Source organism: Desulfitobacterium nosdiversum, from assembly GCF_049860565.1.
Taxonomy (GTDB): Bacteria; Bacillota; Desulfitobacteriia; order Desulfitobacteriales; family Desulfitobacteriaceae; genus Desulfitobacterium_A; species Desulfitobacterium_A nosdiversum.
In genome coordinates this window covers 3771791-3786867 of record NZ_CP172056.1, presented here as the reverse complement: position 1 = coordinate 3786867, position 15077 = coordinate 3771791, and the positions used below count along the sequence as shown (strand labels likewise).

The window sequence follows — 15077 nt, the reverse complement described above, 5'->3', positions numbered from 1 at the left end:
ACTCCGCACTTTTAATAGTTTATCCGTTAACTCTGATAAGGAAGTGTTAACTTTAAAATTTAGGCTCCCGAAATATTTTAGAAGATATATACACAGTTTAGATCAATAGAAGTTGCATTACAACATCGTATAAGAATAATACGACACATTATATGCAATTTCCTTCCAGATCAATCTGTTAACTCTGTAAACTCGATATAATGGATAGTTAACACAGTTACAAATGAAAATCGTTGTCAATTCGGCATTTTTAGTTTGGCATGCCTTTTGCATTTCATAAAAGGTGTTCAAATGAATAACTTTCTTAGGATTGTAAAAGCAAACATAAGGAAGGGCACGACTAAAAAATAAAATCAGAAGGAGGATAGTGATCCAAAGTATCGGTCATCGAACTTATTATTATTTTTTAGTTTATTCAGGTAACAAAGATTAAATTTAGGGAGGTCTTATTTATGAACTCTTATATTGATGCGGTGAAAGCTGAATTTAAAAATGGGAAAACGGCAGTTTTGGCCATTATTTTCACAGTTGCAAGAATCATTTATGGTTTGGCTTGGGTTGAAGCTGGTATTGAAAAGGCAGGCACAGGTTGGATGAACTTTGCAGGAGGTCACTCTGCTAAACTCATTGCCGGGATGGCGACCAACATGCTTCCGCCTAAAGCACATGGTTTTGACCCTCTCTATATCAATAAACTGTGGGCATGGGTCGCAACTAATATCTTTAACGGAATGCCTGGTGTAACCGACTTCTTAGTTGTTGTTTGTGAAATTGCTGTTGGAATTGGTATGATTCTTGGCTTTAGACTCTTCTGGGTTGCCATCGTTGCCCTCTTCCTTAATGTACAGTTTGCCGTTGCTGGTTCTGCCAACAATTTTGGCTATATCTGGACAAACATCATTATTATGAATTTTACAAAATATGCTGAATTGATTGGTGTTAGCGGATACTTTAAATTTAAAAAAGGTCAGTTAGGTACTTCAGATAAAAATATCGCTGCCTAATTTATAGTAACTTCGAACTGACTGAAAAAACTTTGAATGAATGATATACTCCCCTCTATAGACAGTAAAAAAATCTGTCATCTAGAGGGGAGTATTATTATTGGCAAAATTAAAAGGCCTAGCTCTGATTAAATTTCAGAGCCAAGCCGTAAATGTTGAGGAGTTCAGAGATGGGCGTTTTTCAATGCGGAAAATAACGTCTACTTAAAGAATCAGGCTTCTACCCGAGCATCTTTGCAGAAGCGGAAGCCTGATTCTTTAATTCAATGTATGATAATGACCTTATCGATTACTTAGCGGACTTCTTCCATCCAGCCAAATTGATCCGCAATTTTCCCGGACTGTACACCTGTAATATAATCAAATAGTTTTTGGGCATAAGGACCCGTCTGATTATGGTTAATGACAATTCTTTGTCCTTTCCAAGAAAGCTCACCAACAGGAGATATAACAGCAGCTGTACCTGAGCCGAAGACTTCGTCCAGTTGTCCCTTAGCATAAGCATCATATACTTCATCAATTGAAATTTGACGTTCCGTTGTTTTTAGGCCCCAACTTCGTGACAGCTCTAAAACCGTTTTACGGGTAATTCCGCCTAAGATACTGCCATTCAATTCAGGAGTGATAATCTCGCCGTTAATTTTAAAAAGAATATTCATTGTGCCGACTTCTTCAATATATTTCCGATGAACAGCATCTAACCACAGAACTTGACCAAAACCTTCAGCATACGCATCTTGCTGGGCAGCTAAACTCATGGCATAATTGGCTGGAGTTTTAGCTTCACCAAGGCCGCCTTTGATGGCACGGACATATTTATCTTCTACCTTAATGCTGACCGGATTAAAGCCCGTCTTATAGTAAGCACCTACAGGTGAAAGAATGATATAAAGTTTAAAGCTGTCGGCAACCTTAACACCAAGATGAGGTTCATCAGCAACAACAAATGGCCGAATATACAGTGAAGTGCCCAGCTGACCAGGAACCCAATTTTTTTCCAACGCTAGCAACTGAAACAAAGCGTCATGAATTTGTTCCACATCCATTTTAGGAATACAAAGCTTTTCTGCCGAACGATTAAAACGGTTTAAGTACTCATAAGGTCTAAACACACAAATGCGATTATCTTCTGTTCTGAAGGCTTTCATTCCTTCAAAAATAGCTTGCCCGTAATGGAAAACAATCATTGCGGGATAATTGGCACATTCAGCATAAGGAACAATGCGTGGGGAATGCCAGCCTTTACCTGTTGTATAATCCATGACAAACATGTGATCTGTAAAAATTGTCCCAAATCCAAGTTCCTTATCAGTAGGTAAAACTCCTACCTGTTTCACTTTCGTTACGGTAATATCGGACATATGGTTACCCCCCCTGTTATACTTTATTGACATCTATTATAATACAATTTTTCGGTTTTGAATTAGAAACTTTTAAATTTTTCCTAACATTTTTATTTTATGGCACAAAATTTTACACAAATAATACTTTCTAAAAGCAAAAACGGTGTAATGTTGAATTCTTTAGCTGGGTGTTTTATAATCCTAACTAAACAGCTCGGAATTAGATACTTCTGCAGTGGGATAAGCTTAAGGATAGCTTCGAGGAGGATGGATAATGAAAATTAGGGGCAACGCTTTTGTGGACACAACGAATGTAATTTGCCCGATAACTTATTTCAAAGCAAAAATGGCTTTGGAAAAGTTAGAGAAGGGTCAGATCCTTGAAATCAAGCTGCAGGAAGGAGAACCTATCCTGAATGTTCCGCGGAGGTTAAGCGAGGATGGACAAAAGATACATCAAGTTATAAAGAATGAGGATGATACCTTCTCCGTTTTTGTGGAAAAAGTCTTAAGTATCGGGAAGTAAATGAGTTTAATTAAAACTTAGAAAATATATTTTAACATAGGAGGAATAAAGATGGGCATGACTCTTGATGCTAAATATGCAAAACTTAAAGACATCTTATCCAGTATGAATTCAGTCCTAGTTGCTTATTCCGGAGGCGTAGACAGCGCTCTTCTTGCAAAAGTTGCCTTTGAAACCCTCGGTGCGAAAAGCTTAGCAGTAACGGCGTCTTCAGAAACCTATCCTGAACGAGAATTGAAGGAAGCGATTGCAACCGCGAAAGCTATTGGGATCAGCCATAGCGTTTTCCATTCTAACGAACTATTAGATCCGAATTTTAAGAAAAACCCAAAAGATCGCTGCTATTATTGCAAGTCAGAGTTATTTGCCAAGTTAACCGAAATTCAAGAGAAAAATGGGCTTAATTTTATCGTTGATGGAGCAAACATCGATGATCTTAAAGATTTTCGACCGGGACATAGGGCGAAAGAGAAGTTTAGTGTTCGCAGTCCTCTTCAGGAAGCAGGTATGACGAAGGAAGATATTCGTCTCCTATCAAAGGAACTGGGGCTTCCAACTTGGAATAAGCCTTCTTTAGCATGTTTATCTTCCCGGTTGCCTTATGGAGAAGAAATTACGCTAGAGAAATTAAGAGTGATTGACCTTGCTGAAAATGCGCTTCAGAAACTTGGCTTTAATGAGCTTAGAGTAAGATATCATAAAGAAATAGCCAGAATTGAATTACCGCGTCAGGATTTTACTAAACTCTCGGATGAAATGATTGACCAGATCGTGAACCAGCTTAAAGACCTGGGCTTTACATATGTAACCTTAGATCTCCAAGGATTACGAAGCGGAAGTATGAATGAGGTCTTGAAATAAAAAGCGTATAATAATCACAAATAAATGAGGCTCAGATCTATAAGAAGATCTGAGCCTTATCATATGTTTTAGGTTCGGTAAAAGGTTCGCTTTTGGAGAAGGTCGCGAACAACTTCGCCGGCCATAAGCAAGCCGACAACCGGGGGGACAAAGGATATACTTCCGGGGATCTGACGTTTTAAAGCGCAGTGTGCATCACCGCTGGGACATATACAATTATTTCGACAGTCAGCTTCAATCGGGAGTGGATCTTGCGGAAGGTCGGGGGAATAAACGACTTTTATACCGTGAGTAATTCCTTCTTTTCTGAGAAGTTTCCTTACGGCCTTAGCCAGTGGGTCGCCGCTTGTTTTTGATATATCGGTGATCTTGTAATTATTGGCGGACAAACGGTTACCAGCGCCCATGCTGGAGATTAAAGGGATCCCGCGTTTTATACATTCTTTAGCAAGACTTACTTTACCAGAGACGGTATCGATTGCGTCGACAATATAATCGGGGTTAAGTCCGAAGAATTCATCGGCTTTCTCTTCCGTGTAGAATTCTTTTAGAGCGTTAACTTTTGACTGTGGGTTAATCTGTGCAATTCTTTCTTTCATTACATTAACCTTTGATTGACCAACTGTGGAGAGAAGAGCGTGGAGCTGGCGATTAATATTGGTAAGACAAATCTCGTCATAGTCTACCAATGTGAGTTGTCCGACTCCCGCACGAGCTAAAGCTTCAACAGTATAAGAGCCGACTCCGCCTACGCCAAAAATCATAATATGGCTTTGGCTTAAATGAGATAACCCCTCGGATCCAATTAAAATTTCAGTGCGCGAAAATTTGTGTTGCATGTATATCCTCCCAAAATAATCAAAAAAAATCTATTTAATATTATACCTAATATTTCTAGATACTTAAATCTTACATTTTTTTAAAAATGTTCACCAAAAACTCACAAACATCTTGTATAATAAAAATAAGTTGTCATTATAGGGAAAGCATATAGACAACTTCGGCATAAGTAAAAGCTGAATCTATGTAAAGTGGAGGTCCTAAATTGAAGAAGTATAGTCTCAACATGTTTCTGCAAAATAGACAATGGCTTCAAAAAATCTCGTGGAAATCTCCTAAGGTCATTGGTGGGGCTTTGGCTGTGTTTATCGTTTTAGGCAGTGGAGGGTATTATCTGATCAACTCTTCTTCAGCCGCTTATCTTATGATTAATGGAGAGAGAATTGGAATTGTAACGAATCAAGGGACAGGCCAGAACCTGATTCAAAACGTTTTAAAAGAAAAAGGTGCTTCACTCGGGGTTGTTGCCAAAACACACGATAAAATCGAGTTTGCAAAGGCTTTGGTTGGTAAGGATCAAGTTCAACCTATTTCAGAAGGGGAGATCCAGAAAAAGCTATCGGTTTATATCGACGCGGCTGAGTTAACGATTGGCGATAAGCCCATATTTATTTTACCATCACAGGAAGAAGCGCAAAAACTTTTGAAATCCTACCAAGACCTTTATGCCAAGTCCAGTGGCACGAATCAAGTGACAAAAGTCTCTTTTGAGGAAAATGTAGAGACGAAAGCCATAGAGACTGAACCTGATAAAGTATTAACTTTGGATAAGGCTTTAGAAAAGCTAAAACAAGGGGATACTCAAAAACTGGAATATACTGTTCAAGCGAATGACTCATGGTGGCTCATTGCTAGGAAAAATAACATGAAAACGGTTGAAGTGCTGGCTTCAAATCCCGGAACAACTCTCGATACTAAAATTAAACCCGGACAAAAAATAAATTTGGAGAAAGTTACTCCTTATTTGACAGTTGTCTGCGAAGGAACGCGCGTTGATCAAGAGACATTACCCTTTGATGTAGTAGCAAAAACGGATAGCAGTTTGGGAAGTGGACAAAGTAAAGTTACTCAAGCTGGAAGTGATGGACAAAAAGAAGTGAAATATACATATGTCCAAAAAAACGATAAAGTTGTAAGCAAGAATGTTGTTGAAGAAAAGGTACTTAAAGCGGCCGTAAACCAGGTCGTCGCCAAAGGTCCTAACCAAACTCCTGTTGTTGTGGCTTATTCACGTGGGAGTGGGCAAGTTTCAGGGTTAGGTTGGCCTTTAAGCTCGCATATCAACTCGTATTACGGTTATCGCTCGGGAGGATTTCATACGGGGATTGATATTGCAGGTGATACAGGAGACCCATATGTTGCCGCGGCTTCAGGCCGAGTTGTCAGTGCTGGCTGGGCCGGCAGTTATGGCAATTGCATTGTCATTGATCATGGCAACGGAATAATGACACGTTATGCTCACTCGTCTAAGTTACTTGTTTCTGCAGGCCAAAGCGTGTCAAAGGGTCAAACCATTGGCTTAGTGGGGGCTACAGGTAATGCAACTGGTCCTCACCTTCACTTTGAAGTGATCATTAATGGGGATACAGCGAATCCTTTAAACTATCTGCCGTAAACCTATTTACCATAATATAGTTTTTGTTGACATTTCGAACACGTCTGTCATATAATACAACTATAAAAATTGCACATAACTCATCCAGAGTGGTGGAGGGACTGGCCCGATGAAACCCAGCAACCGGCTATTTAAGCAGTGGTGCTAATTCCTGCAGGAGTTTTCCTGGAAGATGAGTCAATCAGTGAATTTTCATTGAGCTCTTCCTGGAAAGGAAGGGCTTTTTGTTTTTTATATTGTGCTGATGTGTTTAAGGAGGAAGATAAATGGTTTATTCAGCGGTTAATATAGGCCTTTTAGGTTTTGGGACAGTTGGGCAAGGATTGATCGAAGGAATACGGTGGAATAAAGAAAAGCTCGAGGAGCAATTAGACGAACCGCTTATAATTAAGAAGGCACTCGTTCGTAGTTTGGAAAAAGAACGTTATGTACAGGGAATAGATTTAACGGCTAGTCCTTTAGATATTTTAAATGATCCTGAAATAGATATAGTTGTCGAGGTCATGGGCAATGAACATCCAACCTATGCCTATGTAAAACAGGCCCTGCTTAGCGGCAAGCATGTTGTTACAGCTAATAAGCTTTTGCTGGCGAAACATGGCGTTGAGTTAGAAGGAATTGCACGTCATCAGGGGGTCCAATTGCTTTATGAGGGCAGCGTTTTAGGCGGAATTCCAATCTTACGGACGATTCAGCATGGATTATCCGGAGATCGGGTAGAGGAAATCCGAGGCATTCTCAATGGAACGACGAATTATATCTTAACTCAAATGGTTGAATCCGGGCAAAGTTATGAAACAGCTTTGAAGGCGGCACAAGCAGCGGGATATGCTGAAAGTGATCCAACGATGGATGTTAGCGGTTTAGATACAGCGTGTAAATTAGTCATTCTCTGCCGTGAATGTTTTAAAATGAATATTAGAATTGAGGACGTGGAGCTTTCTGGGATTCAAGATGTTACTCTTGAAGAAATTAAAAATAAGCAAATTGAAGGGAAAGTTCCTAAATTGATGGCTCAAGCGGGTATTGTTAAATCAGAGCAGCCTTTAAATGATGCGGTAAAGAAAATAGAGGCTAAAGTCGGGGTGGAATGGATAGGCAAGGAAGACGTTTTAAGCCAAGTTACCGGGGTAGACAATGGTTTAGCATTAAAAACAAAATTAGTCGGGGAGCTTTTTTGGAAAGGCCCGGGAGCCGGCGGACTTGCAACAGGCGGAGCTGTACTTTCCGATGTTCTTGAAGTCGCACGTTATGTTTTATTATCGAGAAACCAATATCGGTCACAGGGTCAACATTTTTAATCGTTCTGCCTAATTCTAAATATGATAGATATTAAAAGTCAGAAGAGTAATGAAAAAAACTAAGGGAAGGTCAAGGGAAATTCGTAAAATCGGAACGCCTTTTCCTTCCCTTAGTTTTTGCTCCAAAAAGTGCTATAATTATAATTCGAGAAACTTTAGCCGAAATGAGCTTGGGAGGGTATTGGAGTTTGGAATTTTCCTCATTAATTGCAGAAGAACTGCGTTTAAGACCAAATCAAGTGAAAGAAGCGATTCAACTTCTTGATTCTGGGAATACGATTCCCTTTATTGCACGTTATCGTAAAGAAGTAACCGGGGAACTCGACGAGAATGTCTTGCGCAATATTGTTGAACGTTTAGAATATCTTAGAAATCTAGAGCAACGTAAAGCAGAAGTCCTTCGGTTGATCGAAGAGCAGGGAAAGCTAACGCCTGAACTGGCTTCACAGATAGAAAAAGCGCGGATTCTTCAGGAGGTAGAGGATCTCTACCGGCCATATAAACAAAAACGCCGGACACGGGCAACGATAGCTAAAGAGAAAGGATTGGAACCTTTAGCTCTGTGGATCCTGGACCAAGCTTCTATTGGACAGCCCGAGGAAGAAGCTGTAAAATACATCAATCCTGAACTCGAGGTTGTGTCAGCAGAAGAAGCTTTAGCTGGTGCAGCCGATATTTTAGCGGAGCTTATTTCCGATGATGCTCAGTTGCGGAAGAATATTCGTGAAGCAACGTACCGTTTAGGGGATATTGCGGCATCAGGCAAAAAAGGGGAAGAACATTCTCCTTATGAGATGTATTATGATTACCGTGAACCTGTAAGAAAAATTCCTCCGCATCGTATTTTGGCTTTAAACAGAGGGGAAAAAGAGGAGTTTTTAGCGGTTAAGATCGAGGTTCCTGTGGAATCAATACTGCAAATTATTCAGGCAGCTTATGTAAAGCAAGGTCCGTGTGCTGTTTATGTGGAGAAGGCTGCAGAGGATGGATATAAACGCTTGATCGCCCCTTCGATTGAACGCGAAGTGCGCGGTGAGCTATCGGAAAAGGCTGAAGAGCAGGCCATTAAGGTATTTGCAGAAAACTTGCGGCAGCTTCTTCTTCAACCTCCTGTTCGAGGAAAAATTGTGCTTGGGCTTGATCCGGGTTTCCGTACGGGCTGTAAATTTGCCGTAGTTGATGATACGGGCAAATTGTTGGAAGTCGGGGTAATCTATCCTCATCCGCCGAAGAATAAACGAGAAGAAGCTAAACAGATCATTCGCGAAGCTATTGAAAAATATCACGTAGATATACTGACCATTGGCAATGGCACAGCTTCACGAGAAACGGAGGAAGTTGTCGCCGAACTTCTTCATGAAAACGGTCTTCATTCGGAATATATCATCGTCAGCGAAGCGGGCGCTTCTGTATACTCCGCCTCGAAGCTCGCGGGTGAAGAGTTCCCTGATTTTGATCTTTCTCTGCGTAGTGCCGTTTCAATTGCTAGAAGACTCCAGGATCCTTTGGCAGAACTCGTGAAAATTGAACCGAAAGCCGTAGGCGTTGGACAATATCAACACGATGTTCAGCCTAAGCATTTAGATGAATCGCTTCAGGGTGTTGTCGAATCGGTCGTGAATACCGTAGGAGTAGATCTAAATACAGCTTCGCCCTCCTTATTGCAGTATGTAGCGGGCTTAAAATCGACGACCGCCAAAAACATTGTGGCATGGCGTGAGGAGAACGGGAAGTTTAAGAAAAGGGCTCAACTGAAAAAAATTCCCCGCCTCGGCGAGCAAACTTTTATCCAATGCGCTGGTTTTATCCGCATTCCAGGCGGCGACAATCCGTTAGAAAACACTCCGGTCCATCCCGAGTCTTATGACCTAGCTGAAAATATCCTGCGGAAAGCAGGCTTTTACCTAAATGACTTGCAAAATCGTCCTGTAGAAGTAAAACAAACTATATCCAAACTCAAGGCAGAAGATTTAGCCCAGGAGTTTAAAGCCGGGATTCCAACCGTCAAGGATATTCTGGATGCCTTGCAGCGCCCAGGACGAGATCCCCGGGAAGATCTGCCCAGGCCAAAACTTCGCCATGATGTGACCCATCTTGAAGACCTAAGCGAAGGGATGATCCTTGAAGGAACCGTTCGCAACATCGTCGACTTCGGAGCCTTTATCGATATCGGCGTCAAACATGACGGCTTAGTCCATATCTCCCAAATCAGCCAAAAATTCATTAAACACCCCATGGAAGTTTTATCAGTCGGAGATATCGTAAAAGTCCGCGTCCTGAGCATTGACAAAGTCCGTGAACGCGTCGGTCTATCCATGCGAGACATCCCTGAAAATGCTTCCGTTTCACTCTAAAGCTAAGCTGTCAAAGTAGGTTTACTCTGAGTAAACCGATGATTTACTCTAAAACGTTAGCCTAACCGTCTTTCATATTACTGGAATAATGTAACCCGTAAGCGTAGCTTCACGCACAGATGCGAACGATTTGCGGAGGGGCGGTTAAGCGCACGACGCTTTCGTGGAGCAGCGTGCCGCTGGTTCACCTGCAGAAAGCAGAAGGGTTCGGCTAAGCTCCCACGGAAGCAAGTGTGCTAGCCCTGGAGCAGCTAAGTGAGCAGATGTGCGTGAAGCTACACGACCCGAATAAACTATTCATTCAGCTAAAGAAAACAACTCGAGAGGAGATATCGAGGCTTGTCAGACGTAAACCGTAAACATAAATTCATCGGCGTATCCGCCGTCTTGTTTTCAGCGGTATGTTTTGCCCTGACTTCCATCTTGATTAAGACGGCCTTCACATTGAAGCTGACTCCTTTTCAGATACTCGCTCTCCAATCCTGGTTAGCCTCCCTGATTCTTCTGGCATATGGGCTTATCTTTGATTATAAAATTTTTAGAATATCTAAACGTTTAGCGCTCATCTTAACGTTTCAGGGTTTAATCGGGAGTTTAGGAACAAGTGTCCTTTATGCGTATGCTTTGCTTTATTTACCGGTTTCTTTGGCGACACTATTATTATATCTTTACCCTGTTCTGGTTATGGGGTTAGGGGTCCTCTTTTTGAAGAAAAAAGTCGGCTTCAAAGAGAAAATCGCTTTGATGTGCACCTTAATAGGAACATCATTGGCAAGCGGGATTTTTTCTGGTGTAGGAGAGATTTCCTTAAGGGGCATACTGTTTGGCATCGTTTCGGCAGTCGCTTATGCAAGCTTTAATGTCGTCGGAGAAGTGGCCTTGAACGAAGTTTCACCGCTGACGGCTATGAGCTATTCACAATGGTTTTCTTCCTTAGGATTGCTTTTTTATTTTAAAGGAAATGTGTTGCAGATTCCTTGGTCTAATCCAGAGGTTTGGGGCCTTGGTATTGCCTTTGCAACCATTGCCTCCATTCTTCCTTTTTATCTCATTTTAGTTGGAATTCAAAAAATAGGTTCGGATCAGGCAGCTATTTTAAGCACCTTTGAGCTGCCGGTTACCTTTATTATGGCAGCTATAATTCTGAAAGAAATTCCAAGCCCGGCTCAATGGCTGGGCGGCGGATTTGTTTTAGGTGGAATAATCATGCTTAATTGGAGGAGCTCTTATGAACGCAAACAAACATGCGAGTCTATTGATTGAGAATGGGCGGATTAAAACGATGGCCGGTCAGGAATTTATCGGCAGTATCTGGATTGAAAAGGGAAAAATCAAGGCCCTGGGAGAAAATCTCATTGTCCCGGCTGAAGTTCAAAGAATTGAAGCAAAAGGGAAATGGGTTTTACCGGGTTTTATTGATGCCCATACGCATGTAGGAATCGGAGAGGAAATTTATCAAACGGAAGGGGACGATTTAAACGAAATGACAGATCCCATAACTCCGGAGCTCCGTGCAATTGACGGAATAAACCCAGAAGATGAAGGCTTTAAGGATGCTCGTTTAGGAGGGGTAACGACCGTTTTTTCAACTCCGGGAAGCGGAAACGTGATCGGGGGTACCGGTGTTGTACTCAAAACCGCAGGTAAAATTGTCGATAAGATGATTTTGAGGGATCCGGCAGGATTAAAAGTAGCTTTTGGAGAAAATCCGAAGGGGGTTTACGGAGAGCAAAAGAAAATGCCGATGACGCGTATGGCTACCGCCGGACTTTTACGCCAGGCACTTGTCGACGCGCAGACCTATCTCGAAAAGTGTAAAGAAGGAAAGAAGGATTCAGATAAAAAACCGGAACGGGATTTGGGCATGGAAAATATTGTACGGGTTTTAAATCGCGAAATTCCGCTTCGCGCGCATGCGCATCGTGCGGATGATATTATGACGGCAATTCGGATTGCGCGCGAGTTTAATGTTGATCTTGTGATTGAACACTGTACTGAAGGTCATAAAATTGCTGAAGAACTGGCCGAATATGGTTATCCCGTAAATGTTGGGCCTTCTTTGGTCAACCGTGCTAAAGTTGAGCTCAAGGATAAAACCTTTAAAACTCCTGGGATTTTAGCACGTGCCGGGGTAAAGGTCGCTATCATCACTGACCATTCGGTAACTCCGATTGAACGTCTTCCCTTATGTGCGGCCTTGGCGGTTAAAGAGGGAATGGATCCGGAGGATGCGTTAAAGGCGATTACTATAAATCCCGCGGAGATTTTAGGCGTTGCCGATCGTGTGGGTTCTTTGGAAGTAGGCAAAGACGCCGATATCGTAATCTGGAGTGATCACCCGTTTGTGATGGAGGCTCAGCCTGAGGTTGTCTTGATCAATGGGCAAATCGTTAAACCGGAATAAAAGGGTTGGAATAGAACCGTTAAAGTTTGGAAGGAATGTTAAACGCATGGATTATGTCATAAAAAGCGAGAGTAAAGAAGCTACGCTTGAGCTGGGACGTGCCCTAGGTGCAGTTCTGGAAGGCGGAGATGTTCTCTGTCTCTCCGGTGATTTAGGCGCCGGGAAAACATTATTAACTCAGGGAATTGCGGCTTCTTTAGGCATAACCTCAGCAGTGACCAGTCCGACATTTACCTTAATTCAGGAGTATTCCGCTTTGGGCCAAGGAAAACCGCTTCGCTTTATTCATATGGATCTGTATCGTCTGGAACATTCTGAAGAAGTTGAAGTTATCGGTGTAGAAGATGCTTTTCAAGATGATGCGATTTGTATCATCGAGTGGCCGAAGATAGCTCATGATGTTCTGCCTGAGGATCGTTTGGATATTCAAATTCAAGGAAGCGGTGAGGAAATCCGTGTTATTACCTTTATTTTTAAAACTGGAAACTGGCAGGAGCGTCTTCAACAGGTTTTAGCGGGATGAAAGGCAGTTATCAAACGTGATACTGAAGAAGAGGTTGGAATAATACGATGAAATATCTCACGATGGATACAACTACAAGAGTAACTGCTCTTGCTTTGGGAGAAGAGGGCAAGCTTGTTGCCGAAGGCTTTTTGCATACATCGAAAACACACTCCGAGCGCTTGATTCCTATGTTGGATCAGTTACTCACTGCAGCGTCCTGGAGGCTTCAGGATTTAGATTTTATTGGAGTTGTGCGCGGTCCAGGCTCATTTACCGGGATAAGGATCGGAATTGCTACGGCTCAAGGTTTAGCAGAAGTTCTGGATTTGCCTCTTATTGGAGTGCTTTCTTTAGATACCCTGGCGTGGGCAGGGTATGGCAGAAACGAGGCGATAGTTCCAATTCTTGATGCTCGAAAAAACGAATGGTATACGGCAGGTTATTTTTGGAATGCAAGCCGTCAATATCCCGAATGTCATATAAAACCGCAAGCCATTGAGCCTCAGCGCTGGCTGGAAGAATGCAGACGATTGGAACGCCCTATTTTATTCGTGGGTGACGCAGTCGCTCGTTATGCCGAACTGATATCGGGTATCTTAGGGACGCAAGCTATCCTTCTACCGGATTATTTAGCCTTACCTCGGGGGGCTTTTGCTGTTCAAGAGGTTTGGAAGCGTTATAAGGATCATCCTCAGGGGGAGAAGGTCGAACCTTATTACATCCGCCTTTCTGAAGCTGAGGTAACGTGGGCCAAAAAAGAGGAGGCGAATCAAAAGGGAAATGGATAGCAGCGTTCGTCCAATGAAGGAAGATGATCTTGAGGCCATAATGAAGATTGAGCATGCTTCTTTTCCTACTCCTTGGTCACAACGTTCCTTTGAAAGTGAATTGAGGGATAATGAATATGCCCGTTATTTTTGCTTACTGGATCAAAATAAAGTGATTGGTTATATGGGGATATGGTTTATTTTAGAGGAAGGGCATATTACAAATGTTGCTATTGCTCCGGAGCATCGAGGTCGGCGCCTTGGGGAATTTATGATGCGGACAATTATGCGGCAGATGCTTTCCGAAGGGATGGAACGGATGACCTTAGAGGTCAGGGAAAGCAATTTGTCAGCACAGAGGCTCTACGAGCGGTTAGGCTTTGTTATGGCGGGGCGAAGAAAAGGATATTATTCAGATAATCAAGAAGATGCTTTAATTATGTGGGTAGAACTTGATTCATTAGATGCGAAGGCCTAGGGGGTGAGTCTAATCGCGAATTCAGATATATTAATTTTAGGAGTAGAAACGAGTTGTGACGAGACTTCAGCTGCAGTTCTCCGGAACGGAAGGGAGTTATTAAGTCATGTCATCTCTTCTCAGATCAGCACACATCAAAAATTTGGAGGAGTTGTCCCGGAAATTGCCTCACGGGAACATCTTCTGCATTTTCAGGGAGTTATTCGGCAAACTTTAGAAGAGGCAGGAGTCCGGTTTTCTGACCTTTCAGGAATTGCTGTAACTTATGGGCCAGGCTTAGTTGGATCATTGCTTGTTGGTGTTGCAGGAGCGAAGGCAATGGCCTATGCGGCAGGGGTGTCTTTGATCGGGATCAACCATTTGGAAGGACATATTTATGCGAATTTCCTAAATACTCCTGACTTGGAGTTTCCCTTATTAGCCTTGCTTGTTTCCGGCGGACATACACATCTTGTCTATTTTGAAGGCCATGGTCACTACCAGGTTCTTGGTCATACACGGGATGATGCGGCTGGCGAGGCCTTGGATAAAATCGCACGCGCCTTAGGACTTGGGTATCCGGGCGGCCCTCAGATTCAGAAAGCAGCCTTATCCGGAAGCGCTCAAGCCTTTGATTTTCCAAGGGCTATGTTGGAGCATGGGAGTCTGGATTTCAGCTTCAGCGGTATGAAATCCGCTGTTCTGAATACGCTTAACTCAGCTCGGATGAAAGGAGAAGAGCTCAGCGTACCTGATATTGCTGCTTCCTTTCAGCAGGCAGTTGTAGATGTATTAGTTCGCAAAGCAATGCTGGCTTTAGAACGAACCCATGCCAAGACTCTCGTTCTTGCGGGCGGTGTGGCGGCTAATGCTTTATTGAGAGAAAGTCTGGAAGAGAAACTCAATACGAGAAAAGTACGATTTGTCTATCCTTCTCCGGTCTTTTGCACCGATAATGGGGCAATGATTGCAACAGCCGGTTATTACCATTATATTGCAGGCGATTTTTCTCCTTGGAATTTGAATGCGGTTCCAGGCTTAAATTTAGTTTAGCCTTAAGATAATAAGAATTTCAACAAAGCGGTTTATTCCGCTTTTAT

Annotated in this window: 14 protein-coding genes and 1 riboswitch; of the genes, 12 read left to right on the top strand and 2 right to left on the bottom strand. The window is 42.4% G+C overall.

Features of this window, described 5'->3' with window-relative positions; translation table 11 throughout:
* The first annotated feature begins 452 nt into the window (after positions 1 to 452).
* Positions 453 to 1004, top strand: a complete 552-nt coding sequence (locus ACHOLT_RS18500) for a DoxX family protein (RefSeq protein ID WP_425803669.1) — start codon at positions 453 to 455, stop codon at positions 1002 to 1004.
* Positions 1005 to 1297: 293 nt separating this feature from the next.
* Here ACHOLT_RS18500 and ACHOLT_RS18495 read toward each other — a convergent pair whose 3' ends face one another.
* The gene (locus ACHOLT_RS18495) at positions 1298 to 2365 is read right to left on the bottom strand and encodes a branched-chain amino acid aminotransferase (protein WP_425803667.1); all 1068 of its coding nucleotides are present in this window, start codon (positions 2363 to 2365) and stop codon (positions 1298 to 1300) included.
* Positions 2366 to 2621: 256 nt separating this feature from the next.
* Here ACHOLT_RS18495 and ACHOLT_RS18490 point away from each other — a divergent pair, with 256 nt between their 5' ends.
* Together ACHOLT_RS18490 and larE are read left to right on the top strand one after the other, a co-directional pair.
* Positions 2622 to 2873: a sulfurtransferase TusA family protein gene (locus ACHOLT_RS18490; protein WP_425803665.1), complete on the top strand. Its 252-nt coding sequence runs from the start codon at positions 2622 to 2624 to the stop codon at positions 2871 to 2873.
* Positions 2874 to 2930: 57 nt separating this feature from the next.
* Positions 2931 to 3734 (top strand): ATP-dependent sacrificial sulfur transferase LarE, encoded by an 804-nt coding sequence (gene larE / locus ACHOLT_RS18485; protein WP_425808163.1) that lies wholly within the window; start codon positions 2931 to 2933, stop codon positions 3732 to 3734.
* A gap of 68 nt (positions 3735 to 3802) precedes the next feature.
* Here the strand turns inward: larE and ACHOLT_RS18480 are convergent, their stop codons facing one another.
* Positions 3803 to 4573, bottom strand: coding sequence for a tRNA threonylcarbamoyladenosine dehydratase (locus tag ACHOLT_RS18480; RefSeq protein WP_425803662.1), 771 nt, complete (start codon positions 4571 to 4573; stop codon positions 3803 to 3805).
* Between the two features lie 227 nt (positions 4574 to 4800).
* Here ACHOLT_RS18480 and ACHOLT_RS18475 point away from each other — a divergent pair, with 227 nt between their 5' ends.
* The 9 genes from ACHOLT_RS18475 (at position 4801) to tsaD (ending at position 15030) form a co-directional block, all read left to right on the top strand.
* Positions 4801 to 6189: a peptidoglycan DD-metalloendopeptidase family protein gene (locus ACHOLT_RS18475; protein ID WP_425808161.1), complete on the top strand. Its 1389-nt coding sequence runs from the start codon at positions 4801 to 4803 to the stop codon at positions 6187 to 6189.
* 77 nt (positions 6190 to 6266) lie between these two features.
* Positions 6267 to 6368, top strand: a riboswitch (SAM riboswitch).
* An 87-nt stretch (positions 6369 to 6455) separates the two neighbouring features.
* Positions 6456 to 7490, top strand: a complete 1035-nt coding sequence (locus ACHOLT_RS18470) for a homoserine dehydrogenase (protein ID WP_425803660.1) — start codon at positions 6456 to 6458, stop codon at positions 7488 to 7490.
* Positions 7491 to 7678: 188 nt separating this feature from the next.
* Positions 7679 to 9844 carry a Tex family protein gene (locus ACHOLT_RS18465; protein ID WP_425803658.1) on the top strand — a complete coding sequence of 722 codons (2166 nt, stop codon included), beginning with the start codon at positions 7679 to 7681 and terminating at the stop codon, positions 9842 to 9844.
* Between the two features lie 339 nt (positions 9845 to 10183).
* Positions 10184 to 11107: a DMT family transporter gene (locus ACHOLT_RS18460; protein ID WP_425803655.1), complete on the top strand. Its 924-nt coding sequence runs from the start codon at positions 10184 to 10186 to the stop codon at positions 11105 to 11107.
* Positions 11073 to 12248, top strand: coding sequence for an amidohydrolase (locus ACHOLT_RS18455; RefSeq protein WP_425803653.1), 1176 nt, complete (start codon positions 11073 to 11075; stop codon positions 12246 to 12248). The genes ACHOLT_RS18460 and ACHOLT_RS18455 overlap by 35 nt, the downstream gene beginning before the upstream one ends.
* 46 nt (positions 12249 to 12294) lie before the next feature.
* A complete protein-coding gene (gene tsaE / locus ACHOLT_RS18450) occupies positions 12295 to 12771 on the top strand; it encodes a tRNA (adenosine(37)-N6)-threonylcarbamoyltransferase complex ATPase subunit type 1 TsaE (RefSeq protein WP_425808159.1) in 477 nt (158 codons plus the stop codon).
* A 47-nt stretch (positions 12772 to 12818) separates the two neighbouring features.
* Positions 12819 to 13541, top strand: coding sequence for a tRNA (adenosine(37)-N6)-threonylcarbamoyltransferase complex dimerization subunit type 1 TsaB (tsaB, locus tag ACHOLT_RS18445; protein WP_425803650.1), 723 nt, complete (start codon positions 12819 to 12821; stop codon positions 13539 to 13541).
* Positions 13542 to 13554: 13 nt separating this feature from the next.
* On the top strand, positions 13555 to 13998 hold the full coding sequence (rimI, locus tag ACHOLT_RS18440) for a ribosomal protein S18-alanine N-acetyltransferase (RefSeq protein WP_425803648.1): 444 nt from the start codon (positions 13555 to 13557) through the stop codon (positions 13996 to 13998).
* A gap of 12 nt (positions 13999 to 14010) precedes the next feature.
* A complete protein-coding gene (tsaD, locus tag ACHOLT_RS18435; protein ID WP_425808157.1) occupies positions 14011 to 15030 on the top strand; it encodes a tRNA (adenosine(37)-N6)-threonylcarbamoyltransferase complex transferase subunit TsaD in 1020 nt (339 codons plus the stop codon).
* The last annotated feature ends 47 nt before the right edge of the window (positions 15031 to 15077 follow it).

Coding starts and splice junctions, on each gene's coding strand:
- ACHOLT_RS18500 (WP_425803669.1), top strand. CDS start 453: ATGAACTCTTATATTGATGCGGTGAAAGCTGAATTTAAAAATGGGAAA.
- ACHOLT_RS18455 (WP_425803653.1), top strand. CDS start 11,073: ATGAACGCAAACAAACATGCGAGTCTATTGATTGAGAATGGGCGGATT.
- ACHOLT_RS18480 (WP_425803662.1), bottom strand. CDS start 4,573: ATGCAACACAAATTTTCGCGCACTGAAATTTTAATTGGATCCGAGGGG.
- tsaB (WP_425803650.1), top strand. CDS start 12,819: ATGAAATATCTCACGATGGATACAACTACAAGAGTAACTGCTCTTGCT.
- ACHOLT_RS18475 (WP_425808161.1), top strand. CDS start 4,801: ATGTTTCTGCAAAATAGACAATGGCTTCAAAAAATCTCGTGGAAATCT.
- ACHOLT_RS18495 (WP_425803667.1), bottom strand. CDS start 2,365: ATGTCCGATATTACCGTAACGAAAGTGAAACAGGTAGGAGTTTTACCT.
- ACHOLT_RS18470 (WP_425803660.1), top strand. CDS start 6,456: ATGGTTTATTCAGCGGTTAATATAGGCCTTTTAGGTTTTGGGACAGTT.
- ACHOLT_RS18490 (WP_425803665.1), top strand. CDS start 2,622: ATGAAAATTAGGGGCAACGCTTTTGTGGACACAACGAATGTAATTTGC.
- tsaE (WP_425808159.1), top strand. CDS start 12,295: ATGGATTATGTCATAAAAAGCGAGAGTAAAGAAGCTACGCTTGAGCTG.
- rimI (WP_425803648.1), top strand. CDS start 13,555: ATGAAGGAAGATGATCTTGAGGCCATAATGAAGATTGAGCATGCTTCT.
- larE (WP_425808163.1), top strand. CDS start 2,931: ATGACTCTTGATGCTAAATATGCAAAACTTAAAGACATCTTATCCAGT.